Genomic DNA, 24,454 nt, shown 5'->3' with positions numbered 1-24,454 from the left:
AACTCCTGATTAATTGTCGAATACAGGCTTCTGTTTGCTCATCTGCGCAACCATAGCCAACTTCAAGTCGGCTGATTGCAGCATGGCAGCGTTCCAGATGGCAACGTGTTCCAGGCCATCATCAATGCGATGGTCGCGCATGTAGGTAATCATTTCCTTGGTGCCGGTAATCGCAATCGGGGATTTCTCCGCGATCTGGGCGGCAATCGCAAATACACCTTCGAGCAGAGCGGTTGCATCGGTAAAGGTTCGGTTGACCAGGCCGATGCTCTGCGCTTCCTGAGCCTCGACCGTGCGGCCGGTGTACGCCAGCTCGCGCATGATGCCGTCGTTGATGATCCGTGGCAGACGCTGCAGCGTGCCGACGTCGGCGGCCATGCCCATGTCGATTTCTCGAATGGCGAATTTCGCATCCTCGGCGCAGTAACGCATGTCACAGGCGGAAATCAGATCTATCGCCCCACCCAGGCAGTAACCCTGAATGGCTGCCAGCACCGGTTTGCGGCAATTGTCCACGGCAGTGAAAGAGGCTTGCAGGCGCTCAATGGTCCGTCGCAGCGTTCGCGCATTGCGGCCCACATCCTTGCCCAATTGATTACCGACAGAGGCCAGAAGCCCCAGGTCGATGCCCGAAGAAAAGTGTGCACCGGCGCCACTCAGGACTACCACGCGAACTTCGTCGGTGTCGTCGACCCACTGGAAAATCTCAATGATTTCAGACCAGAATGCCGCATCCATAGCATTGAGCTTTTGCGGTCGATTGATTTGCACGTGAGCAATGTGATCGTTGACTTCGACGACAAACGATTGGTAGTCAGACACGGAGACCTCACTGATTTTGTTGTTCTGTTAGCCAGCGAATTCTAGCCGGGGAACTATAACAAGCCTGTGGCGCTGATCGTAAGGCAGCGGTTGTGACAGATGCCGGACCGGCGTGGTGTTCCTGATTAACCCAGGTCCTATGGGAATTCTATGTTTGCACGCAGGCGGATGGGACGACGTGGGACCGGCTTTAGCCGGGAAGGCGGCATTTCGGACGATAAAGAACGGGTGGATGTACCGGCCTCTTCCCGGCTAAAGCCGGTCCCACGTCGTCGAGCCAATATTGACACCGCTCCCAGAGGGCATCATGCCCTTGTAATACCTGCGCTATCAGGGTGCTATCAATAATAACTGGAACGCTCGTCGCGCCCAGCGGTCAAGTATTGGGTAAACGTAACATGAGTTGTGCTAACGGCATTAACCAGCACAGCGGCCAGATCAATGGCTATGCCACACCTCCTAAGGTCGCAAGAGGGCGATTCTTGACTACATCAAAAGCAGAAACCGGTATTTCCGGCCTGGATGACATTCTGGCGGGCGGCTTGTCTCGTCGACATGTGTTTTTACTCGAAGGCGAACCCGGCACAGGTAAAACCACCGTAGCCCTGCATTTTCTGCAAGCAGGTGCACTAGCAGGCGAGCGTTGTTTGTACATCACGCTCTCCGAGACCGATAGAGAACTGCGCGAAGGCGCGACTTCTCATGGTTGGGAGTTGGGCGAGAACATCTCGATCTTCGAGCTGACTCCTCCGGAAAGCCTACTCAACGCTGAACATCATCAAAGTCTTCTGTATTCCTCTGACCTTGAATTGGGCGAAGCGACCCGACAGATCTTTGAAGTGGTAGAGCGCGTCAAACCCAGCCGCGTGGTCATCGACAGCCTTTCAGAGATCCGCCTCCTGGCGCAAAGCTCCCTGCGCTATCGTCGGCAGATTCTGGCGATCAAACATTACTTTGCGCGCTACGACGCTACCGTCTTGTTGCTGGACGACCTGACGACCGAAGCCTTGGACAAAACTGTACACAGCGTGGCCCACGGGGTGATTCGTCTGGAAGAACTCACACCTAACTACGGTGCCGAACGACGTCGCTTGCGGGTTGTGAAGTATCGCGGGCAGAAATACCGCGGCGGCTTCCACGATTTCACCATCATGGCCGACGGGATCCACGTGTTCCCACGGTTAGTGGCGGCCGAACATCGCAACACTTACCAGCGGCAAGCCATTCCCAGCGGTATTGCGGAGCTTGATGCCCTGCTCGGTGGCGGCATCGACGGCGGCTCCAGCACATTAATTCTGGGACCTGCCGGCACGGGGAAATCGCTGATCTCTCTGGTGTTCGCCGCAGCGGCCGTGGCACGCGGAGAGCGAGTGGGCCTGTTTATCTTCGATGAAGAAATGGGCTTGCTGTTCGATCGGATGCTGAAAATGGGCATCGACCTGCGCGCGCTTCAGGAAACTGGCAATCTGGTCATTGAACAGGTGGACGCGGCCGAGCTGTCCCCGGGCGAGTTTTCCCACCGAGTACGCAACTGCGTAGATAAGCAACATATCAAGACCGTGGTTATCGACAGCCTCAACGGCTATCAGGCAGCGATGCCCGAAGAAAATGCCCTGGTGCTGCACATGCATGAGTTGTTGCTATACCTCAACCGCCAGGGGGCATCGACATTCATGACCGTCGCCCAGCACGGGCTGGTGGGTGACATGCGTACGCCCGTTGATATTACGTATCTGGCTGACACCGTGATCCTGTTGCGCTACTTCGAAGCCATGGGTCAGGTTCGCCGCGCAGTGTCGATCATCAAGAAACGCACCGGTACCCACGAGTCAACCATTCGTGAATATCGGATCAGCAGTCAGGGTTTGAGAATCGGTGCACCACTGGACGCATTCCAAGGTGTTCTGCGGGGCGTTCCACATTACTTCGGCGAAAACAATCCGCTGATGCGAGATGAAGACGCGTGAGCATTCCAGGGCTGTTATCGGAACGGGCAATCATTCTCGCCCCCAAAGGTCGCGACAGCCAGATCGCACTGATGATTTTGCAGGAAGCCGGATTCCCGGCGTTGGTGGCGCACAATCTGCTTGAACTCAATGAAGAACTGAGCCTCGGCGCAGGGATGGCGATCATAGCTGACGAGGCGTTACGAGGCGGCGATATCAGTTCGCTGGTCCAGACCCTTGAACGCCAACCACCCTGGTCAGACATCCCCATTGTGCTGCTGACCCGCCATGACGGGCCGGAACAGAACCCCTCGGCGTTTCTTGGCAGCATGCTGGGCAACGTGACTTTTCTGGAAAGGCCGTTTCACCCCGCTACCTTGGTCAGTCTGGTCACCACTGCGATTCGTGGTCGACGAAGGCAATACGAGGCGCGGGCCCGCATGGCGGATATGCTGGAAGCCGAGCAACGCTTGCAGAACGCCCTCAAAGCCGGGCGTCTGGGTTCCTGGCAACTGGAGGCAGAGTTTCTCACGCTGAGTTGTTCCGACATTACCAAATCTCATTACGGGCGCAGCGCTGATGCGCCCTTCGCTTATGAAGACTGGCTGGACACGGTGTACGCCGCTGATCAGCCGCGCATGCAGTCGGCACTGCAGCGCAGCCTGGACAGCGGCGAAGACTTCATCATCGAGTACCGCAACCTCTGGCCGGATGGCTCGCTCAATTGGGTGGATGTGCGCGCTCGCGCCATCCGGGCCAAGAACGGCCGAGTCAGCTCGCTGGTCGGTGTGACCTCGGACATCACTGAGCGTAAACAGGCCGAAGGTCAGTTGCGACGGCTCAACGAAACCCTGGAGCAGCAAGTTGAAGAACGCACCTCGCAGCTGCGTCACAACGAGGAAGTGCTGCGTCAGTCGCAAAAAATGGAAGCGGTGGGCCAACTCACAGGGGGGATCGCCCACGACTTCAACAATATGCTCACCGGCATCATCGGCAGCCTGGAGCTGCTGCGCAGACGCCTGGCACGAGGTCGCACTGATGACCTGGACGGGTTGATCGAACTGGGCGTAACGTCTGCCAACCGTGCAGCGGCCCTCACCCATCGCCTGCTGGCATTCTCTCGGCGCCAGTCTCTGGATTCGAAGCCCGTAGAGCTGAATCAGCTAGTGCATTCCATGGGCGAACTGCTGCATCGCAGTATCAACGAGAGCATCCGTCTGGAAATGCATCTGAGCGACGATCTCTGGACCGCCGAAGCCGACCCGAATCAGCTGGAAAGCGCTCTGCTCAACCTTGTGCTCAACGCCCGAGATGCGATGCCGGAAGGCGGCTTGCTGATTGTGGCGTCCTCCAACCGAAGCCTGGACGCCTCCTTCACCAATGCCCATGAAAACCTGCTGCCCGGTGACTATGTGGTGCTGAGCGTTAGCGACACCGGTTGCGGAATGCCACAAAGCGTCATCAACAGGGCGTTCGATCCATTTTTCACCACCAAGCCCATCGGTCAGGGTACCGGTCTGGGTTTGTCGATGATTTACGGTTTCAGCAAACAGTCGCACGGGCATGTGTCGATCAGCAGCGAAGTGGGTAAAGGCACCACGGTCGAGCTGTATCTGCCGCGCTTCAAAGGTCTGCAAGTCCAGGATGAGCAACGCTACATCAGCAACCAGACTCTCGCTAAAGATGGAGAAACAGTGCTGATTGTCGAAGATGACCCCGCGGTACGCGCACTGGTCAGCGAGGTGCTCAATGAGCTGGGCTATAGGTTCGTTGTGGCGGCGGACGGGACTGAAGCGGTGCCCATCCTGGAGTCAGGCCAGCGGGTTGATCTGCTGATCAGTGATGTCGGCCTGCCGGGCATGAATGGCCGCCAGCTGGCCGAGATCGCCCGCCAGTTCCGCCCGGGTCTCAAGGTTCTGTTCATCACGGGTTATGCGGAGCACGCCGCGGTCAGGGCGGGCTTCCTTGATGAGGGGATGCAGATGATCACCAAGCCCTTTGCCTTTGATCACCTGACGGCCAAGGTGCGGGAGATGATCGAAGTGTAGGCTGCGGCCCGGGTGACCATCGAAGATCGATTCGCCCTTATCGCGGGCAAGCTCCGCTCCCACATGGCACTTCATAGTGCTGTAGGAGCGCGCTTCCCCGCGATGGCGTTAGACCAGACGCTGATTTCGACTGAGCCGAAGCTATCGCGGGCAAGCGCGCTCCGACCGATCCGTGTGGCCCGCGCAACTCAAGCCAGCAAACGCTCAATCTGCGAATGCAGGGTTTCCATGGTGAACGGCTTGGCCAGGATCGGTGCCTTGCGGGCAATCGGGCTCCCGGAGTCGAGGATCTCGGCCGGGTAGCCGCTGATGAAAATGACTTTCAGCTCAGGCCTCAGCATCACTGCGGGCTCGGCAATCATCACCCCGGAGATGCCGCCAGGCAGGCGATAGTCAGTAATCATCAAGTCCAAGTGCGGTTTGGTGGCAAGAATCTCGAACGCCTGCTCGCCGTTTTCCGCCTGCAAGACCCGATAACCCTCGCCCGATAGATAATCGGCGAGCAGCATCAGGATCAGCGGTTCGTCTTCGACGATGAGGACGACATTTTCTGCATCAGAACTCATGGGACTGCCTTTGGTCTTTAATTAGCTGCCATTACGACCCTGGCGGGTGCCGTAGGTTGCGTGAATGTCAGATAAATCTTCGTTTGCTGCCGCCGGTCCTCAGACCGGCAGGCAAACCCTGAACATTGAACCGTTGCCCTCTTCGCTCTCGACAACGATTTCCCCACCATGGGCCGCGACGATCTGCTCGGAAATGAACAGGCCCAACCCCAGGCCGTGGATCGCATGATTGGCGGCCACGCGCTCGAACTGCTGGAAAATGCGTCGTTGATTTTCCGGGCTGATCCCGATGCCCTGATCCCGTACTTCTACCCGCGCCTGACCGGCAACCGCATAGACGCGCACTTCGATCGGCTTACGGGCGCCGTAGCGCAGCGCGTTGGTCAGCAGGTTGGCGATCACCTGTTCAATGCGGAACTCATCCCATACGCCGATAACCGGCTCTTCTGCGGTGTAGGTCACGCTGGATTCGGCAGCCGCAATCTGTGCGGAAAAGCTTTCCAGCAAATTGCCAACCAGCTCGGCCAGATCAAACGCACTGGTACGGATGGACAGTTTGCCAGTGCGGATGCGGGACACGTCGAGCATATCCTCGATCAAGCGAATCAGGCTCTGGATTTGCCGCTCATCGCGCTCGACCATGGCTTGCATTTTGTCCATCGAGAACGCGGCGCTATTGCCCTTGGCCAGATGCAGCTTGCGCAGCTGGGTCTCGAGGATCAGTCCATTGAGAGGTGTGCGGACCTCGTGGGACACGATCGACATGAAGTCATCGCGCATACGCACCGCGTGTTCAAGTTCGTTCTGGGTCTGCTGCAACTTGCTGAGCAGCAGCTCTTGCTCGCGCCGGCTCTGTTCAAGCGCCTCGACTTGCAACTTCATCGCCTTTCGCTGGCGATAAAGATCGACGAAGACATTGACCTTGCTCTTCACCGCATGGATATCCAACGGCTTGTGCAGAAAGTCTACCGCCCCGCTCTCGTAGCCCTTGAAGGCGTAGTTCAGCTCGCGACCTGCTGCGCTGACGAACACGATGGGGATGCTTTTGGTGCGATCGGTACTGCGCATCAGTTCGGCCAGCTCGAAGCCGTTCATCCCCGGCATCTGCACGTCCAGAATCGCCATGGCAAATTCATGCTGCAGCAGCAGGGACAAGGCTTCATCGGCCGACAGGGCCTTGTAGACCTCGCGGTCCTCGCGCTTGATCAGCGCTTCGAGTGCCAGAAGATTCTCCGGCAGGTCATCGACAATCAGCAGCTTGGCTTGAGTGTGACTCAACATGCGATTCGTTCCAGCTCGACCAGTAACTGGCCTATGTCATTTAAAGGCAGCAAGTAATCGGGCTCATGCAAGGCCAGCGCGGCCTCGGGCATGGTCCGGGCCTGTGCCTGCGCAGGGTCCTGCACAACCGTCATACCGCCGGCGCGCTTGATGAGCGACAAACCAAAAGCACCATCGTTGTTTGCCCCGGTCAGCAAAACGCCGACCAGGCGTTCGCGGTAGGCATCGGCTGCCGACTCAAAAAGGATGTCAATACTGGGCCGGGAATGGAAAACCCGGTCTTCCTGACTCAGGGACAAACTGAAGTCGCGCTCAACTGACAAGTGATACCCCGGCCCGGCAAAATACAACGTGCCGGGCACGATGTCCTCCTTGTCATCGGCTTCCTTGACCGGGATCTGCAAACGCGCCTGGAAAACACTGGCCAATTGGCTGCGGCGCTCATCAGGGATATGCAGCACAGTGATGATAGGCAAGCGAAACCCGACCTTGATCGCAGCGAAAACCTTCAGCAATGCCTCAACGCCGCCGGCGGATGCGCCTACCACGATGGCATCCACCACCGGCAGCGCGTGCTCATCCAATCGAGTAACGTCAAAGCTTGTCTTCATGACTTGCGATAGATCCGTTCTGGCTTGACGAAAGATTCGAACTTGTTCGAATAGGCAGAAAAATCGAGGGTTTCCTTGCTGCCCAGGACCAGAAAGCCGCGATGACTCAAGGAATCATGGAACAGGCCAAATGCGCGATCCTGGAGTTTCTTGTTGAAGTAAATCAGCACATTGCGGCAGGAGATCAACTGGGTTTCCGAAAACACGCTGTCAGTCGCCAGGCTGTGATCGGCAAAGGTCACGTTCTCACGCAGGCTTTTGTCGAAAATAGCGTGGTCATAAGCTGCGGTGTAGTAGTCGCTGAAGGCCCGCTGGCCGCCCGCCTTCTGGTAGTTCTGGGTGTACGCCCGCACGCTCTCCATGGAAAAAATACCCTGCTTGGCTTTTTCAAGCGAACTGGGATTGATGTCCGTGGCGTAGATAATCGTGCGCTCAAGCAGGCCCTCCTCACGCAGCAGGATCGCCATGGAATAGACCTCTTCCCCTGTGCTGCAGCCCGCGATCCAGATCTTGATCGAAGGATAAGTTTTAAGCAGCGGCACGACCTCCCGACGAATTGCCAGAAAGTGCGAAGGGTCGCGGAACATCTCACTCACCGGAATAGTGAGGTATTGCAACAACTGCATAAAGACCGCCGGGTCGTGGAGCACCCTCTCCTGCAACGCGGAGATGGTGCTGCAATCGAACTGGCGCAACGCATGATTGACCCGACGCTTGACTGAAGCGCCGGAATAATCGCGGAAATCGTAGCTGTATTTGAGATAAATCGCGTCTATCAACAGCCGCAATTCGATATCCGCGTTGTGATCTAAAGACATGGTGGACCTGATAGATGAGTCGAGCGCACCGGAGGTGCGGCATTGTTTGGGCCGCCCTGGCTCAAATACGTTCCATTTTCGGTAACCACACCCGTATCAGCGAAAACAGCCGATCCAGGTCAATAGGTTTAGCCAGGTAATCATTGGTACCTGCCTGCAGGCAACGCTCCTGATCGTCCTTCATCGCCTTGGCCGTCACCGCGATGATCGGCAATTTGCGCCAGCGTGGGTCTTTACGAATCTCGATGGTGGCTTCGTAACCATCCATTTCCGGCATCATCACGTCCATCAATACCAGATCGATATCCTCGACTTCATCCAGCTTGGCAATTGCTTCAATACCGTTGCGTGCCACTTCAACCACGGCGCCTTTATGCTCCAGGGCGCTGGTCAAAGCAAAAATATTGCGCACGTCGTCATCCACCACCAGAATCCGGCGACCCTCGAAGACTTTGTCCCGACTGCGAGCAGTCTTGAGCATCTTCTGCCGCTCGTTGGACAGCTGCGACTCCACCTTGTGCAGGAACAGCGTCACTTCATCCAGCAGGCGCTCCGGGGAACGGGCGCCTTTGATGATGATCGAGCGTGAGTATTTGAGCAGTTCAGTTTCTTCATCACGGGTCAGATTGCGCCCGGTGTAGACGATGACGGGCGGGAACGCGCAAATCTCTTCGGTGGACATGCGTTTGAGCAAGTCATTGCCGAGCATATCCGGCAGTTTGAGGTCGATGATCATGCAGTCGTAAACGTTGTCACGCAGCAGATCGAGGGCGTCCTGGGCAAATCCCACGGCGGTAATTTCGATATCGTCATCGCCGATCAGACGAGCGATGCTGTCACGCTGCAAGGCATCATCTTCGACCAGAAGAATCCGTTTGACCTTCTGGGTCAGCTTGGCTTCCAGCTTGGCGAATACATCCTTGAGTTCTTCACGAGTCGTGGGCTTGACCGCATAACCCACTGCGCCCATGTGCATCGCCGCTTCCTGGCGATCCTCGACAGAAATCACGTGCACAGGGATATGCCGGGTGGGTGCCAGTTCTTTGAGGCGTTGCAGGACCGTGAGCCCCGAGTGGTCCGGCAGGCGCATGTCCAGCAGAATCGCATCCGGCACGAACTGCGCCGCCAGGTTGAAACCATCATCGGCGGCGTGAGCAACCAGGCAGTGATAACCCAGCTCATGGGCCAGATCGAAGAGGATTCTGGAGAAGGCCGGTTCGTCCTCGATCACCAGAATGCAGCGTTTGTCCGAAGGCAGCTTTTCACGGTCATCGGCGAAGGTGGGCACCACTGGTTTGGCCACCGGCGGCAAAGCCGCGGGCGCAGGCGCAAAATGGGCCACATGCATAGCTGGCGCGGACAGCGTCGCCAGCGGTGCAGGCTGCTCGCCGTACTCCAGCTGCACTTGCTCGACGTATTGTTCAGGCAGAACCAGCGAGAAAATACTGCCTTGGCCTGGCTCACTGGTGACACTGATCGAGCCTCCCAGCAACCCTGCCAGGTCGCGGGAAATCGACAGGCCAAGACCAGTGCCGCCGTAGCGACGATTGGTGGTGCCATCGGCCTGGCGGAAGGCTTCGAAAATACTTTCGTGATGTTCAGGAGCGATGCCGATGCCGGAGTCGCGAACCGTGAAGACAATGCCTTCCCCCGGCTGACGGGAAACCGTCATGCTGACCGTTCCGGATTCGGTGAACTTCACCGCGTTGGACAGCAGGTTCTTGAGAATCTGCTCAAGACGCTGTCGGTCTGTGAACAGCATAGTCGGCGCGCCAGCCTGCAATTCCACGTGAAAATCGAGCTTTTTGTCGGCAGCCAATGGCTGGAACATGCCGCGCAAGCCCTCTACCAGGCGGGCGACGCTGGTATTTTCCGGACGCATGTCCAGCTTGCCGGCCTCGACTTTGGAAATGTCCAGAATGTCGTTGATCAGGTTGAGCAAATCGTTGCCAGCGGAGTAAATCGACTCGGCGAACTTGACCTGTTCAGCCGTGAGGTTATCGCTGGGGTTTTCGGCCAGCAATTTGGCCAGAATCAACGAACTGTTGAGCGGCGTGCGCAGCTCGTGGGACATGTTGGCGAGGAATTCTGACTTGTACTTGCTGGAGCGTTGCAGCTCATCGGCTCGGGCTTCAAGTTCCACCTGGGCGATATGCAGCTCTTCGTTATTGCGGTCCAAGGCATCGCGCTGATCGGCCAGTGCCTGTCCCTGTTCAGCCAACTGTTCGTTGGTCTGCTCAAGCTCAGCCTGCTGGGTTTCCAGATGAACCTGGGACTCCTTGAGGATCCGCGACTGCTCTTCCAGTTCTTCGTTGGCGGTGCGCAGTTCTTCCTGCTGCACTTGCAGCTCTTCGTTGAGCTGCTGGGTTTCTGCCAGAACCTCTTGCAAGCGCTGACGGTAACGGGCGGCTTCGATGGAGGTACCGACGTTATCAGCGATCAACTCAAGAAACTCAACATCGTCGTCGCTGATCGGGCGTAAAAAACCGAGCTCGATCACACCGTTGACCTGATCGTCGTTACTGGTCGGGATCACCAACACACTGCGTGGTTCACCCTCGCCCAGACCAGAGCTGACTTTGAAGTAATCACTCGGGACATGATCAAGCCTGATGAGCTGATCCTGCTGAGCCGCCTGGCCGATAATGCCTTCACCGCTATAGATCGATTGCTCGTGCTGTTCCTGCTCGCGGGAGAAACCATAAGAGGCCACGCGTTTGAGCCCACCGTGCTCCTGACGGACATAGACCGCCGCCACGACGCTGCCCAGGTACTGCGCGAAAAACTGCAGGACGTTGCGGCCCAAGGTGTTCAAGGTCAACTGGCCCAGTACCTGCTCAGCCAGTTCACTCTGTCCGTTGCGCAGCCAGGCAACCTTCTTCAAACGCTCTGCGTTTTCTTCCTGAAGTTTGAGGTTATCGCCGTAAGTTTTTGACAGTGCTATCAAATCACGACGCCCGATGTACGCCAGGAAACCACTGACTCCCAATACAAAGATCAGATAAAGGGCAACTGACAGAATCGTAGTACGAGTGACGTCAGCATTGCGGGCCAGGCGCAGTTGCTGTTCGACGGCAACGATTTCCTCGAACTGATTGCGGATTTCGTCGGTCAGGCGCTTACCTCGCCCGCTGCGCAGCGGCGCTATGAATTCGCCCTTGTTACGGCGCTGGGTGATCATTTCCTCTGCGTACAGGGTCCACTCAGCTTGCAATGCCTGGACGCGCCTTAGACGGTCTACCTGGGGCGGATTGTCGGCGACCAGCGTCTCGAGGCCCTTGAGTTCAGCCGTAACAGCGGGTTTCGCGAGCTCGTAGGGGTCCAGATAATGCTCATCCCCGGCCAGCAGATAACCGCGCATGCCGGTTTCCATATCAATAGAAAGCTTCAAGGCCCGGTTGGTGTTGTTGATCACTCGGTCGGTATGCTCGACCCATTGAATGACCGACAGCAGATAGCTGATCAGCCCGATGAAAAACACCGCAGTGATGACGCCAACACTCAAGGGCAGAGTGACGTTACGACCGAGTAATTTACGAAAACGTTGCTCATCGACGGTAGACGGACGGTTCATGAAAATGTCCAAGTGATTCATCAAGCCGTGAATATTGCCGTAAACTCCAGAAAAAGACTCTGATTTCTGACACATATTGCTGAATTTTCTGACATTTATTTGGCGAGAGAGCCGTAAACCGGCTCAAAAACCTTACAAATATTGGACAGAACGATTCAAATGGATAGATTTTGAGGCGGGCCGGAACTTTCAGCGCCGTTTTACCTACTTATTCCACGGCCGCGCTACAGCGGCCATGCACCCAGTCATTTGCACAAGGAAACCAATTCATGTCCGCCAGCACCATTCTTGTGGTCGAAGACGACGCTATCGTTCGCATGTTGATCGTCGACGTTCTTGAAGAGCTGGAATATGCCGTCCTGGAAGCTGAAGACGGCGAAGCGGCGCTAAAAGTGCTCGATAATGAAGGCAACCACATCGACTTGATGATGACCGACCATGGCTTGCCGGGCATCAGCGGTGCGCAACTGGCAACCAAGACCCGGGAGCTGCGTCCATCCCTGCCCATCCTGTTTGCCAGCGGCTATGCGGAAAATATCGACGTCCCCGCCGGCATGCACAGCATTGGCAAACCCTTTTCAATCGATCAGCTGCGGGACAAGGTAAAAAGCATTCTTGGATAACTTCGACGCGGCCCTGGTGCAAACCCGGGTTCTGATTATCGGTTACGTGTGGCCCGAGCCTAAATCGTCAGCGGCCAGTGGGCACATGATGCAGATCATCAAGTGTTTTCTGGAACAGGGCTGGCGGATCACCTTCGCCAGCCCAGCGACCGAAGGTGAACACAAGGCTGATCTGGCCGCGCTGGGCATCGACGAAATCAGCATTGAACTCAATAGCAGCAGTTTTGATGAATTTGTCACTGAGCTTGCGCCTGACATTGTGCTGTTTGACCAATTCATGATCGAGGAGCAATTCGGCTGGAGGGTAGAGAAACACTGCCCGGATGCTCTGCGAATTCTGGAGACGTCGGACCTGCAAAGCCTGCGCAACACTCGCCACAGCCAGTTAAAGCGACACCTTAACGAATCTGTTCAGCCTGATGATTTAAATGGATTTTTTGAGTCATCAAAAGTCACCATTTACACCGAGATGGCCACCGCCGACCTTGCCCAGCGGGAAGTCGCTGCCCTTTTCCGATCGGATCTTAACCTGATGACATCCGATGTCGAAATGCAGCTACTGAGCAGTCAATTCGCTGTGCCGGAAAGCCTGCTGCACTGGTGCCCATTGATGGTTGAAGGCGCCGCTTGCGAACCCGGCTCATTTGAAGAACGTGCGCACTTTCTCAGTATCGGCAACTTCCGCCATGCGCCGAACTGGGATGCAGTGCTGTGGATGAAGAACGCGATCTGGCCATTGATCCGCCAACAGCTGCCCAAAGCCCAATTGCACATCTACGGTTCCTACACGCCGCCTAAAGCCACTGCGCTGCATAACGCGGCCCAAGGCTTTCATGTGATGAACTGGGCTGAGGATGCCTTGCAGGTCATGGCACAGGCGCGGGTGTGCCTGGCGCCTTTGCGTTTTGGTGCAGGGATTAAAGGCAAGCTCGTCGATGCCATGCTGTGCGGCACGCCATCGGTCACGACACCGATAGGCGCCGAAGCCATGAGTGGCGAGCATCCATGGCCTGGCCTGATCGCCAGCAGCGCCGAGGCCATCGCCAACGCAGCTGTGCGCCTGTATCAGGATCAGGCGCTATGGCGCGACGCTCAACTGGCCGGGACGGCGCTGCTGCAGGCCCGCTATCAACACACGCAACACTGCGCGAGCCTGATCCAGCGTATCGAGCAACTGCGTCAGAACCTGCCAGCACATCGCACGGCCAATTTTGTCGGGGCGATGCTGCGGCACCACCACCATAAAAGCACCCAGTACATGGCGCAGTGGATTGAGGCGAAGAATCGTAGGTAGCGACATGCGTGGGAGCGAATTCATTCGCGAATAGGCCAGTACGTTCAATGCATTTCATTGGTCTTAACATCGCTTTCGCGAATGAATTCGCTCCCACAGGACTCCATCCACCTGGTCGACCTATTCCGAGCTACGCAATAGATAGGTATCCATCATCCACCCCTTCTCCCGTCGCGCTTGAGACCGGACCTGCTTGATCCGCTCACACACTTCATCCAATGGCCCGCTGATCAGGATTTCGTCCGGCGTACCCAGATAAGCCCCCCAATAAATATGCAGCCCCTGATGTAGAAACTGCTCGAAGGTACAGTGGGCATCAAGCATGACCACTGTATTTTCCGGGACTTGTCCTGGATCCTGCGCCAATTGGCGGCCGGTTGTGATCAGGATCGGTTCGCCGATGCGGTTCAGGGCGATGCGATGCTGTGCTGCCAATGCCTGCACGCTTGAGATTCCTGGAATCACTTCAATATCAAATGCTTGTGATGCATTCTCGAGAACTAACTCGAGGATTCGCAGGGTGCTGTCGTATAACGACGGATCGCCCCATATCAGGAATGCGGCGGTTTGATCTGGCCCCACTTCCTCGCTGATCAGGCGCTGGAACAGTTCGGCGCGCTGTTTGTGCCAGCGACCAACACCTTGTTGATAGCACAGCGGGTCATCTTCTCGGCGCGAATCGCTGATCTGCAAAAGACGATAGTCATCACCACGGATATAGCGCTCGCAGATTTCCTTTCTGAGCCGCAACAGACTGTCGTCGGCATAGCCCTTGTCGAGGATGAACAAGACCTTGGCACGGTTAAGACCGTTGATGGCCTGGATCGTGATTTGTTCGGGGTTGCCCGAACCGATGCCGATGAGGAGGATGGTTTTCATGCAAGCACCTCAGAATGTCAAGCCTGGCGTTTATGGAGGAGCTACCGCAGGCTGCGAAAGCGATATTGCTGCAAAACTGCACTCCGCAGCCTTCGGCAGCTCCTGCAAGAGGTGCATCAGCGGTTTGATCAGCACTGCAAATAGTGCACATTAGCACCCTGGCATTTCTGCATGACGGCCACTCCATGACAAAAACAACAAGGGTCACAGACCCCTCTTATGAATTGATGGACGACCATAACGGCCTGTCCATCATCTACCGCGAACATGGCTTCCCCTGCCCACTGGTGCGCTGGCATTTCCACAAGGAATATGAGCTGCACCTGATTGTTGCCAGTTCCGGCAAGGTTTTCGTGGGCGACTATATCGGTAACTTCTACCCTGGGACTTTGTTTCTCACCGGTCCGAATCTGCCCCACAACTGGATCAGCCAGATCGACGAAGGTGAAGTCGTGCCCAAGCGCGACATGCTAGTGAATTTCACCGATGAGCTGCTGGAAAGCGGCAATCAGGTCTTCGCTGAACTGAAAACCCTGACCCCCCTGCTGGAGCGCGCGCAGTACGGCATCGAGTTCCGCTGCAAGCGAACCATTCGCCAGGCCATGAAACTGATGCAGAAAATCGCCGATTCCAAAGGGATCAGTCGTCTCGGGCACTTTTTCATCCTGTTGGAGCTGCTGGCAGTCAGCGATGACTACCAACTGCTATCTGCCAGCAACTCGGTGCAGATGGCTGATGAACACAGCGTCGACCGCACCAACCGCGCCGTCGATTACATTTTTGCCCACTACGCCCGAGAATTGCCCCTGGAAGAAGTTGCTGAGTACCTGGGCATGAAGCCGACGTACTTCTCCCGGGTCTTCAAGCAGGCGACCGGTCGCTGCTTTGTGGAGTTCGTCAATCGCCTGCGTATCAGCAAATCCTGTGAACTGCTGGCAGACGGCGACAAACCGGTGACAGACGTCTGTTTCGAGTCGGGTTTCAACAACATTTCCAACTTCAACCGGCGCTTCCAGCAGCTCAAGGGCATGACGCCGTCTCATTATCGACGTCTGGCCGTTCAGCGGCTGACCGAACAAAACCTGTACTGATTCACCTCCGCAACCCCCCATCGACTACGCTGAAACACCGGCGCAGACCTTCCCGGACGGGTCAGGCAAGGTTTGCCCGCTGACCATTAGTGCAAAAAAGTATCAGTATCAGTGCGCCGCAGGATTTGTCATTGCCCGCGCCGCCCGCTGTAATCGGTACACCTCTTCCTCGTCTCAGGAAGAAACAAAAACAATAACTGACCCTCTGTCGCTCATCGGGCACAGAAGAGGAGAGATACATGAAGACCACTGCAAAAGTTCTGCTCGCCAGTACCTGTCTGACGCTCTGCGCCACCGCCTCTGCGGGCGACGTCACCATCGCCACGGTCAACAACAGCGACATGATCCGCATGCAGCGGCTGTCGAAAACCTTCGAAGAGAAACATCCTGATATCAAGCTCAAGTGGGTCGTCCTTGAAGAGAACGTCCTGCGCCAGCGTCTGACCACGGACATCGCCACCAAGGGCGGGCAATTCGACGTGCTGACCATCGGCATGTACGAAGCCTCGCTGTGGGGTGCAAAGGGCTGGCTGCAAGAGATGAAAGACCTGCCGGCCAGCTACGCCCTCGACGATGTATTCCCGTCTGTACGCGATGGTCTATCGGTGGATGGCAAGCTGTTCGCGCTGCCCTTCTATGCTGAAAGCTCCATCACCTATTACCGCACTGACCTGTTCAAGGCTGCAGGTCTGACCATGCCTGAGCGCCCGACCTGGACCCAGATCGCCGAGTTTGCCGACAAGCTCACTGACAAATCCAAGGAACAGTACGGGATCTGCCTGCGTGGCAAGGCGGGCTGGGGCGAGAACATGGCCCTGATCAGCACGGTTGCCAACTCATTCGGCGGGCGCTGGTTTGACGAACAGTGGAAGCCGCAGTTCGACCAGCCAGAATGGAAAAACGCGCTGAACTTCTACGTCAACACCATGAAGAAATCCGGCCCTCCGGGGGCCTCCAGTAATGGCTTCAACGAAAACCTCGCGCTGTTCAATAGCGGCAAATGCGCCATCTGGGTCGATGCCAGCGTGGCAGGCTCCTTCGTGACCGATAAATCCCAGAGCAAGGTGGCCGACAGCGTGGGCTTTACCTATGCCCCACATGAAGTCACCGACAAAGGCTCGGCGTGGCTCTACTCCTGGGCGTTGGCGATCCCGACCAGCGCCAAAAACCAGAAAGACGCCAAGGCCTTCACCGAATGGGCCACGTCTCAGGATTACGCGAAACTGGTAGCGGAGAAAGACGGCGTGTCCAACGTACCGCCAGGGACTCGTGCTTCGACTTATACCGATGAGTACAAGAAGGCCGCACCATTCGCCAACATCACCCTGGAATCCCTCAAGGCTGTCACGCCCAAGACTCCGACGCTCAAGCCTGTGCCTTATGTGGGCATCCAGTTGGTGACCATTCCTGAATTTCAGGCGATTGGTACTTCGGTAGGCCAGCAGTTCTCGGCAGCACTGGTCGGCACAGCAACACCTGAACAGGCATTGAAAAACGCGCAGACCGCCACTGAACGGGATATGAAACGAGCGGGTTATCCGAAGAAGCAGTAGTCAGCCATTGACTATCGGCCGGGGTATTAGACCCCCGGCCTACCGCTCTTCTTTGAACCAGGATCGCCATCATGACAACCTCGACTCCCACTCCCTATGCTGCTACGCCAGGCGAAAAGCCGCTGGCGAAAGGCAGCGTGACCAAACCCGGCTGGTTTCTGGTCAGCCCTTCGGTCCTGCTATTGCTGGTCTGGATGATCGTGCCGTTGGGCATGACTATCTATTTCTCGCTGATCCGTTACAACCTGCTCAACCCCGGCGAAAACGAATTCGTCGGCCTTGAAAATTTCGAATACTTCGTCACCGACAGCGGGTTTATCCCTGGTGCCACCAACACATTGCTGCTCGTGGGTAGCGTACTGCTGATCAGCGTGGTGCTGGGTGTGCTGATTTCCGCCCTGCTGGAAGCCAGCGATTTCCTGGGTCGCGGCATTGTGCGGGTGCTGTTGATATCGCCGTTTTTTATCATGCCCACGGTCAGCGCGCTGATCTGGAAAAATCTGATTTTTCATCCGGTGTCCGGGATTCTGGCCTCGGTGTGGAAGCTGTTTGGCGCTCAGCCCGTGGACTGGCTGGCCAATTACCCGTTGCTGTCGATCATTATCATTGTCTCCTGGCAGTGGCTGCCGTTCGCCATTCTGATCCTGATGACGGCCATGCAATCGCTGGATCAGGAACAGAAAGAAGCCGCACGCCTGGATGGCGCAGGCCCCATCGCCATTTTCTGGCACCTGACCCTGCCCCATCTGGCCAGGCCGATTGCCGTGGTAGTGATGATAGAAACCATCTTCCTGCTATCGGTATTCGCCGAGATTTTCACGACCACCAACGGTGGGCCGGGCTTTGCCTCGACCAACCTTGCCTACCTGATCTACAACCAGGCCCTGCTGCAATTCGACGTGGGCATGGCGTCCGCTGGTGGTTTGATTGCCGTGGTCATCGCCAACATTGCTGCAATCATCCTGATCCGGATGATCGGCAAAAACCTCACCGATAAGTCTTGAGGGCCGAATCATGATGACGCTCAAACAATCCCGTCGCCTGCAAAGCGTGCTGCTCGGCACCTTGTGCTGGGTGATCGCGGCGCTGATCTTCTTCCCGATCTTCTGGATGGTACTGACCAGCTTCAAGACCGAGATCGACGCCTTCGCGACGCCGCCGCAGTTCATCTTCACGCCGACGCTGGAAAACTACCTGCACATTCAGGAGCGCAGTGATTACTTCCACTTCGCCTGGAACTCGCTGGTGATTTCCTTCAGCGCAACGATCCTGTGCATGTTGGTCGCGGTACCTGCAGCTTACTCAATGGCGTTTTTCGAGACCAAGCGCACCAAGAGCACGCTGCTGTGGATGCTCTCCACCAAAATGCTGCCGCCAGTGGGCGTGCTGATGCCGATCTACCTGCTGGCCAAGACCTTTGGCGTGCTGGATACCCGTATCGCGCTTATCGTGATCTACACGCTGATCAATCTGCCTATCGTGGTGTGGATGATCTACACCTACTTCAAGGACATCCCTGGGGAAATCCTCGAAGCCTCAAGGCTGGATGGCGCCAGTACCCGTCAGGAAATTTTCAAGGTGCTGATCCCCATCTGCAAAGGCGGCCTGGCGTCCACCGCGCTGCTGTCGCTGATCCTGTGCTGGAACGAAGCGTTCTGGTCACTGAACCTCACCTCGTCCAATGCAGCGCCGTTGACCGCGCTGATCGCTTCTTACTCCAGCCCCGAGGGGTTGTTCTGGGCCAAGCTTTCTGCGGTGTCGACGCTGGCCTGTGCGCCAATCCTGATCTTCGGCTGGATCAGTCAGAAACAGCTGGTCCGCGGCCTGTCGTTTGGGGCGGTGAAATGACGGACACAAGATATCCGGCGCCGCCTTTGACGGCCCGCGGTGGTGCGGTAAACGCCAGAACCTGTAGGAGCGCGCTTGGTCTGGGCCGCATCCGGACGATTACGATGGTTCAGTTGAAGAATCATTGCCTGATCCAACGCTATCGTCCGGATGCGGCCCAGACCAAGCGCGCTCCTACAGGTCGGCTTCGCAAGCAATACATCGGCTTGGCAGGACCAACCGGCACATTGTTTACCCATTGCTGAAATATTGAAGAATAAGAACGGAGGCCATCATGGCTAACCTCAGCATCAGAAATCTGCAAAAAGGCTTCGATGGCCATCAGATCATCAAAGGCATCGACCTGGACGTGAAAGATCGCGAGTTCGTGGTCTTCGTCGGCCCCTCGGGCTGCGGCAAGTCCACTCTGCTGCGCCTGATTGCCGGGCTGGAAGACGTTACTTCCGGCACCATCGAACTGGATGGCCGCGACATCACTCAGGTCACCCCTGCCAAACGCGATCTGGCCATGGTGTTCCAGACCTACGCCCTATACCCGCACATGACCGTTGGCAAGAACCTGTCGTTCGCTCTGGATCTGGCCGGGGGCGACAAGGCCTTGATCAAAAAGAAAGTCGATGAAGCCGCGCGGATTCTCGAACTGGGCCCGCTGCTGGAACGCAAGCCCAAGCAACTCTCCGGCGGACAGCGTCAGCGAGTGGCCATCGGCCGGGCGATTGTGCGCAACCCGAAGATTTTCCTGTTTGACGAACCCCTCTCCAACCTCGACGCCGCGCTGCGGGTGCAGACACGCCTGGAGTTGTCGCGCCTGCACAAAGAGCTGCAGGCAACCATGATTTACGTAACTCATGACCAGGTGGAAGCCATGACCCTGGCGGACAAGGTTGTGGTGCTCAACGGCGGCAAGGTCGAACAGGTAGGCTCGCCGCTGGAGCTTTACCACCACCCGGCCAACCTGTTTGTCGCTGGGTTTCTCGGTACGCCGAAAATGGGTTTCCTCAAGGGCAAAGTCAGCCGCGTCGAAGCCAGCGGCTGCGAAGTCGAACTGGACGCCGGCACGCGCATCACCTTGCCGTTCACTAATGCACATCAGAGCGTCGGCGATCCGGTGACGCTGGGCATTCGTCCTGAACACCTGAACCTTGCCAAAGAAGGCGACTGCCAGATGCAAGTCATTGCCGATGTCAGCGAACGGCTTGGCAGCGACACCTATTGCCATGTACGCACCCGCGCTGGTGAAGCCTTGACCATGCGGATCCGGGGGGATCTGGCCAGCCAGTACGGCGACACCCTCAACCTGCATCTGGATAGCGCTCATTGCCATTTGTTCGACGCCCAGGGTCTGGTGATTGCCAGAGCCCTGCCGGTCGCCGCCTGAGAATCAGAGGTCCCTGCCATGAAATTGAATAATCAGAATCTCACGCAGCTGGGGGCAAGTATCGCCTTGCCCGCTTATGCGCCCCGAGCAACACGCCAGGGCATTGCGCATATCGGCGTCGGCGGTTTTCACCGGGCACATCAGGCGTTTTACACCGATGCGCTGATGAACAAGGGCGTGGGCCTGGATTGGAGCATCTGCGGCATCGGCCTGCGCCCGGAAGACCGTGCCGTGCGCGATGCGCTCGCGGGCCAGGACTATCTCTATACCCTGTATGAGCTGGGCGACACTCCGGACACCGAAACCCGGATCATCGCGTCCATCAGCGGCATGCTGCTGGCCGAAGACGATATCCAGGCGCTGATCGACAAACTCGCCAGCCCTGAAATCCGCATCGTCTCGCTGACCATTACAGAAGGCGGTTACTGCATCGACGACAGCACTGGCGAGTTCATGAGCCACTTGCCGGTAATTGAGCATGATTTGGCCAATCCGGACGCGCCGCGAACCGTGTTCGGCCTGCTGTGCGCGGCGTTGAACAAGCGTCGCGCAGCATCGATTCCGGCATTTACCGTGATGTCCTGCGATAACCTGCCACACAACGGCGCCGTGGCCCGCAAGGCGCTGCTGGCCTTCGCCGCCCCGCTGGATGCTGCGCTGCACGACTGGATCGCCGAGCACGTGAGCTTCCCCAATGCCATGGTCGATCGCATCACGCCCATGACCAGCACCGCCCACCGCCTGAAACTGGCGGACGAAAAAGGCATCGACGACGCTTGGCCAGTGGTCTGTGAACCCTTCGTGCAATGGGTGCTGGAGGACAAGTTCGTCAACGGCCGCCCCGCGTGGGAAGAAGTCGGCGTGCAATTCACCGACGACGTGACGCCCTACGAAGAAATGAAAATCAAGCTGCTCAACGGCAGCCATCTGGCCCTCACCTATCTGGGCGCGCTCAAGGGCTATCGCTTCGTCCACGAGACTATGAACGACCCGCTGTTCGTGAGCTACATCCGCAGCTACATGGACCTAGATGTAACCCCTCAGCTGGCCTCGGTGCCGGGGATTGACCTGGAAGGTTACAAAGACACCCTGATCGAGCGTTTCTCCAATCAGGCCATTGCCGACCAGCTGGAGCGAGTCTGCTCGGACGGCTCATCGAAATTCCCCAAATTCACCGTGCCGACTATCAACCGGCTGATCGTTGACCAGGGCAATTTGGAGCGCGCGGCGCTGGTGGTGGCCGCCTGGGCGGTGTATCTGCAACGCACTGAAGGCGAGAACGGCGTGACCTATAAGATCGTCGACCCAAGGGCTGACTTCTGCAAGGCACTGGTGGCAGACGATGTTCTGATCACCCAGCGCTTGTTGGCCGTGGAAGAGATTTTCGGCGCTGCCATCGCGCAATCTGCCGAATTTGTTGCCGCCTTCGAACAGAACCTGAACAGCCTCAAGCAGCTGGGCGTCAGTAAGACCCTGGAAAACCTGTTGGCCAGAACCGTCTGAGGTGAGCATGTTTCTCGGCATCGATTGCGGCACCCAAGGCAGTAAAGCCATTGTCCTCGACGCCCGTTCCGGGCAGGTACTCGGTCAGGGCTCGGCGCCCCACAGCATGATCAGCGGCGCCAATGGCCGCCGTGAACAGGATGTGCAGCAATGGCTGAGCGCTTTTGAACAGGCGACGAAGCAAGCATTGCAACAGGCGGGCGTCTCGGGCCAGCAGATCCTTGGCATTGGCGTTTCGGGCCAGCAACACGGGCTGGTGTTGCTGGATGCGCAAGGTCAGGTGCTGCGCCCGGCCAAACTCTGGTGCGACACCGAGTCCACTCCGCAAAACGACCGGCTGCTTAAGTATCTGGGCGGTGACACGGGTTCGTTGCAGCGGTTGGGTATCGTCATCGCGCCGGGATATACGGTGTCCAAGCTGCTGTGGACTCAGGAGCAGCATCCGGAGATTTTTGAGCGCATCGAGAATATCCTCCTGCCCCATGACTACCTGAATTTCTGGCTGACCGGGCGCGCTGCCAGCGAGTATGGCGATGCCTCGGGCACCGGTTACTTCGATGTGCGCAGCCGCCAGTGGGACTTGGGCATCCTGCATCATATCGACCCCACCGGTCGTCTCAGCCGGGCCCTGCCCGAACTGCTTGAGGCAGAGGCCCCGGTGGGCAGGATTCTTCCGCAGATCGCCCAGCGGCTAGGCCTAAACCCTGAAGCCGTGGTGTCCAGTGGCGGCGGCGACAACATGATGGGCGCCATCGGCACCGGCAATATTGAACCGGGGGCTATTACCATGAGCCTCGGCTCTTCCGGCACCGTGTATGCCTTTACCGATCAGGCGCAGGTCAGCGATGAGGCGTCGGTGGCGACGTTCTGCTCATCCTCCGGCGGCTGGCTACCGCTGATCTGCACCATGAACCTGACCAACGCCACTGCAGCCGTGCGCGAGTTGTTCGACATGGATATTGCGGCGTTCAACCTGGCGGTGGATCAAGCACCTATTGGCGCGCAAGGCGTGTCGATGTTGCCGTTCCTCAATGGCGAACGCGTGCCTGCCCTGCCCCATGCCACCGGCAGCATTCTCGGCCTGGACGCGACCAATCTGACCCAGGCCAACCTGTGCCGTGCAGTCGTGGAAGGTACGACCTTCGGATTACGTTACGGCTTGGACCTGCTGCGGGACAGTGGCATCAAGAGCTCGAATATCCGCTTGATTGGCGGCGGCGCGAAAAGCCCGATATGGCGGCAGATAGTCGCCGACATCATGGCCACGCCGGTCATCTGCACCGAGCACGCCGAAGCGGCCGCATTGGGTGCGGCCATACAGGCGGCGTGGTGCCATTCAAACGCAGGCGCAGAAGCAGACCCAGATTCAACGCCAGAAACCCTCGCAAGTCTGTGCGCGCGCTGTGTGAGTCTGGATATTGGCAGTGAAACCCGGCCTATCGCCGCGAACGTCATCGCCTATCGACAGGTCTACGAGCGATATCGCAGCCAGTTGCCGTCGCGTTAGGGCATTGGCTCATCTAACTTCAGGAGCACCTATGTTTCTCGTGTGTGGTGAAGCACTCTTCGATTTTTTCAGTCAGCCCGATAGCAGCGGCCCACTCAATAGACTGGGCTTTCAAGCGATTGCCGGAGGATCACCCTTCAACGTTGCCGTCGGCTTGCGACGCCTGGGCGTGGAAGCCGGACTCTTTGCCGGGTTGTCTACTGATTATCTGGGCCAGCGCTTGCACACCGTGCTGGATAAAGAAGGCGTGAAGCCCGACTTTCTGGTCGCTTTCGATGCCCCGACCACCCTGGCCATGGTTGCCGTGGGTGCCGACGGCTCTCCGGTTTACAGCTTCCGGGGTGAAGGCTGCGCGGATCGACAACTGCGCCTCCAGCATTTGCCGGACCTTGATGAACAGGTGCGCGGCATTCATGTCGGATCGTTTTCGCTGGTGGTGCAGCCGATTGCCGACACACTGCTGGCTTTGGTGGTCAGGGAAAGCGGCAAGCGTTTGATTACCCTGGACCCCAATGTACGCCTCAACCCGGCGCCGGATATCCAGCGCTGGCGCAAGCAGGTCAGCACCTTTGCCGAACATGCGCACCTGATCAAAGTCAGCGACGAAGACCTTGAACTGCTCTATCCCGACCAGGACGCAGCCAGCATCGCTCAGGGCTGGCTGAGCAAACGTTGTCAGTTAGTGATTTTGACCCGAGGCGCAGATGGCGCCACAGTGTTCAGCCGTCAACACGGCAGCTGGTCAGTGCCCGCAGAAAAGGTCGAGACCGCTGATACGGTTGGTGCCGGGGATACCTTTCAGGCCGCACTGATCACCTTCCTGACCGAGCGCCAACTGGACGACCCCATGAGCCTGCCTACCCTGCGCAAAGAAACCCTCGACGAAATGCTCAGGTTCGCCGTAAAAGCAGCAGCACTGACCTGCACCAAGGTTGGGCCGGACTTGCCGTATCGGGAGCAGTTGGGGTGAAAGATGCCTGAATCGCTGATCACCGCCTCACGGTGCTCGTGAGCGCCTACCGGTATCGAGTGCATCCACACATCCGTGGGAGCAAGCTTGCTTGCGAAGGGGCCGGTACATTCACCGCATCTTCTGCCAGATCAACCGCCTT

19 protein-coding genes are annotated in these 24,454 nt (G+C 57.4%); 12 read left to right on the top strand and 7 right to left on the bottom strand.

The features are described 5' to 3' along the window. Positions 1 to 9: 9 nt before the first annotated feature. Positions 10 to 822, bottom strand: coding sequence for a crotonase/enoyl-CoA hydratase family protein (locus tag IV01_RS21400; RefSeq protein WP_032625987.1), 813 nt, complete (start codon positions 820 to 822; stop codon positions 10 to 12). Between the two features lie 482 nt (positions 823 to 1,304). On the opposite strand from IV01_RS21400, the gene IV01_RS21405 reads away from it, so the two are divergent. Together IV01_RS21405 and IV01_RS21410 are read left to right on the top strand one after the other, a co-directional pair. Next, positions 1,305 to 2,789: an ATPase domain-containing protein gene (locus IV01_RS21405; RefSeq protein WP_032625984.1), complete on the top strand. Its 1,485-nt coding sequence runs from the start codon at positions 1,305 to 1,307 to the stop codon at positions 2,787 to 2,789. After that, a complete protein-coding gene (locus tag IV01_RS21410; protein WP_032625983.1) occupies positions 2,786 to 4,816 on the top strand; it encodes a PAS domain-containing hybrid sensor histidine kinase/response regulator in 2,031 nt (676 codons plus the stop codon). The genes IV01_RS21405 and IV01_RS21410 overlap by 4 nt, the downstream gene beginning before the upstream one ends. A 188-nt stretch (positions 4,817 to 5,004) precedes the next feature. Here IV01_RS21410 and IV01_RS21415 read toward each other — a convergent pair whose 3' ends face one another. The 5 genes from IV01_RS21415 to IV01_RS21435 form a co-directional block, all read right to left on the bottom strand. Beyond that, a complete protein-coding gene (locus IV01_RS21415; protein ID WP_032625979.1) occupies positions 5,005 to 5,382 on the bottom strand; it encodes a response regulator in 378 nt (125 codons plus the stop codon). A gap of 99 nt (positions 5,383 to 5,481) precedes the next feature. Next, positions 5,482 to 6,663, bottom strand: coding sequence for a hybrid sensor histidine kinase/response regulator (locus tag IV01_RS21420; RefSeq protein ID WP_032625977.1), 1,182 nt, complete (start codon positions 6,661 to 6,663; stop codon positions 5,482 to 5,484). After that, positions 6,657 to 7,274 carry a chemotaxis protein CheB gene (locus IV01_RS21425; protein ID WP_032625974.1) on the bottom strand — a complete coding sequence of 206 codons (618 nt, stop codon included), beginning with the start codon at positions 7,272 to 7,274 and terminating at the stop codon, positions 6,657 to 6,659. The genes IV01_RS21420 and IV01_RS21425 overlap by 7 nt, the downstream gene beginning before the upstream one ends. Next, positions 7,271 to 8,092, bottom strand: a complete 822-nt coding sequence (locus tag IV01_RS21430; RefSeq protein WP_032625972.1) for a CheR family methyltransferase — start codon at positions 8,090 to 8,092, stop codon at positions 7,271 to 7,273. Before IV01_RS21430 ends, IV01_RS21425 begins: the two co-directional genes overlap by 4 nt. Positions 8,093 to 8,153: 61 nt before the next feature. Continuing rightward, positions 8,154 to 11,666, bottom strand: a complete 3,513-nt coding sequence (locus IV01_RS21435; protein ID WP_032626091.1) for a response regulator — start codon at positions 11,664 to 11,666, stop codon at positions 8,154 to 8,156. A 269-nt stretch (positions 11,667 to 11,935) separates the two neighbouring features. On the opposite strand from IV01_RS21435, the gene IV01_RS21440 reads away from it, so the two are divergent. Next, positions 11,936 to 12,289, top strand: coding sequence for a response regulator (locus IV01_RS21440; RefSeq protein WP_032625968.1), 354 nt, complete (start codon positions 11,936 to 11,938; stop codon positions 12,287 to 12,289). Beyond that, complete coding sequence (locus IV01_RS21445) at positions 12,282 to 13,583, top strand: glycosyltransferase (protein ID WP_032625966.1); 1,302 nt, start codon at positions 12,282 to 12,284, stop codon at positions 13,581 to 13,583. The genes IV01_RS21440 and IV01_RS21445 overlap by 8 nt, the downstream gene beginning before the upstream one ends. Positions 13,584 to 13,703: 120 nt before the next feature. Here the strand turns inward: IV01_RS21445 and cobF are convergent, their stop codons facing one another. Beyond that, positions 13,704 to 14,462, bottom strand: a complete 759-nt coding sequence (gene cobF, locus IV01_RS21450; protein ID WP_032625964.1) for a precorrin-6A synthase (deacetylating) — start codon at positions 14,460 to 14,462, stop codon at positions 13,704 to 13,706. A gap of 185 nt (positions 14,463 to 14,647) precedes the next feature. Between cobF and IV01_RS21455 the strand changes: the two genes are divergently transcribed. The 8 genes from IV01_RS21455 (at position 14,648) to IV01_RS21490 (ending at position 24,312) form a co-directional block, all read left to right on the top strand. After that, on the top strand, positions 14,648 to 15,553 hold the full coding sequence (locus IV01_RS21455; RefSeq protein WP_032626088.1) for an AraC family transcriptional regulator: 906 nt from the start codon (positions 14,648 to 14,650) through the stop codon (positions 15,551 to 15,553). A gap of 239 nt (positions 15,554 to 15,792) precedes the next feature. Next, positions 15,793 to 17,106: an ABC transporter substrate-binding protein gene (locus tag IV01_RS21460; RefSeq protein WP_032625961.1), complete on the top strand. Its 1,314-nt coding sequence runs from the start codon at positions 15,793 to 15,795 to the stop codon at positions 17,104 to 17,106. Positions 17,107 to 17,177: 71 nt separating this feature from the next. Beyond that, the gene (locus IV01_RS21465; RefSeq protein ID WP_032625958.1) at positions 17,178 to 18,110 is read left to right on the top strand and encodes a carbohydrate ABC transporter permease; all 933 of its coding nucleotides are present in this window, start codon (positions 17,178 to 17,180) and stop codon (positions 18,108 to 18,110) included. 10 nt (positions 18,111 to 18,120) lie between these two features. Continuing rightward, a complete protein-coding gene (locus IV01_RS21470; protein ID WP_032625955.1) occupies positions 18,121 to 18,954 on the top strand; it encodes a carbohydrate ABC transporter permease in 834 nt (277 codons plus the stop codon). Between the two features lie 274 nt (positions 18,955 to 19,228). Then, positions 19,229 to 20,332 carry an ABC transporter ATP-binding protein gene (locus IV01_RS21475; RefSeq protein WP_032625952.1) on the top strand — a complete coding sequence of 368 codons (1,104 nt, stop codon included), beginning with the start codon at positions 19,229 to 19,231 and terminating at the stop codon, positions 20,330 to 20,332. 18 nt (positions 20,333 to 20,350) lie between these two features. Continuing rightward, positions 20,351 to 21,835, top strand: a complete 1,485-nt coding sequence (locus IV01_RS21480; RefSeq protein ID WP_032625949.1) for a mannitol dehydrogenase family protein — start codon at positions 20,351 to 20,353, stop codon at positions 21,833 to 21,835. 7 nt (positions 21,836 to 21,842) lie between these two features. Further along, a complete protein-coding gene (xylB, locus tag IV01_RS21485) occupies positions 21,843 to 23,342 on the top strand; it encodes a xylulokinase (RefSeq protein WP_032625947.1) in 1,500 nt (499 codons plus the stop codon). Between the two features lie 31 nt (positions 23,343 to 23,373). Next, positions 23,374 to 24,312, top strand: coding sequence for a carbohydrate kinase family protein (locus IV01_RS21490; RefSeq protein WP_032625944.1), 939 nt, complete (start codon positions 23,374 to 23,376; stop codon positions 24,310 to 24,312). The last annotated feature ends 142 nt before the right edge of the window (positions 24,313 to 24,454 follow it).

It is taken from the genome of Pseudomonas syringae (assembly GCF_000737245.1).
Classification (GTDB): domain Bacteria; phylum Pseudomonadota; class Gammaproteobacteria; order Pseudomonadales; family Pseudomonadaceae; genus Aquipseudomonas; species Aquipseudomonas syringae_J.
The sequence above is the reverse complement of the archived record's forward strand: the minus strand, read 5'-3'. Positions and strand labels throughout refer to the sequence as shown.

Coding starts and splice junctions, on each gene's coding strand:
- IV01_RS21415 (WP_032625979.1), bottom strand. CDS start 5,382: ATGAGTTCTGATGCAGAAAATGTCGTCCTCATCGTCGAAGACGAACCG.
- IV01_RS21490 (WP_032625944.1), top strand. CDS start 23,374: ATGTTTCTCGTGTGTGGTGAAGCACTCTTCGATTTTTTCAGTCAGCCC.
- IV01_RS21440 (WP_032625968.1), top strand. CDS start 11,936: ATGTCCGCCAGCACCATTCTTGTGGTCGAAGACGACGCTATCGTTCGC.
- IV01_RS21465 (WP_032625958.1), top strand. CDS start 17,178: ATGACAACCTCGACTCCCACTCCCTATGCTGCTACGCCAGGCGAAAAG.
- IV01_RS21470 (WP_032625955.1), top strand. CDS start 18,121: ATGATGACGCTCAAACAATCCCGTCGCCTGCAAAGCGTGCTGCTCGGC.
- IV01_RS21480 (WP_032625949.1), top strand. CDS start 20,351: ATGAAATTGAATAATCAGAATCTCACGCAGCTGGGGGCAAGTATCGCC.
- IV01_RS21435 (WP_032626091.1), bottom strand. CDS start 11,666: ATGAACCGTCCGTCTACCGTCGATGAGCAACGTTTTCGTAAATTACTC.
- IV01_RS21475 (WP_032625952.1), top strand. CDS start 19,229: ATGGCTAACCTCAGCATCAGAAATCTGCAAAAAGGCTTCGATGGCCAT.
- cobF (WP_032625964.1), bottom strand. CDS start 14,462: ATGAAAACCATCCTCCTCATCGGCATCGGTTCGGGCAACCCCGAACAA.
- IV01_RS21455 (WP_032626088.1), top strand. CDS start 14,648: ATGACAAAAACAACAAGGGTCACAGACCCCTCTTATGAATTGATGGAC.
- IV01_RS21430 (WP_032625972.1), bottom strand. CDS start 8,092: ATGTCTTTAGATCACAACGCGGATATCGAATTGCGGCTGTTGATAGAC.
- xylB (WP_032625947.1), top strand. CDS start 21,843: ATGTTTCTCGGCATCGATTGCGGCACCCAAGGCAGTAAAGCCATTGTC.
- IV01_RS21460 (WP_032625961.1), top strand. CDS start 15,793: ATGAAGACCACTGCAAAAGTTCTGCTCGCCAGTACCTGTCTGACGCTC.
- IV01_RS21425 (WP_032625974.1), bottom strand. CDS start 7,274: ATGAAGACAAGCTTTGACGTTACTCGATTGGATGAGCACGCGCTGCCG.
- IV01_RS21420 (WP_032625977.1), bottom strand. CDS start 6,663: ATGTTGAGTCACACTCAAGCCAAGCTGCTGATTGTCGATGACCTGCCG.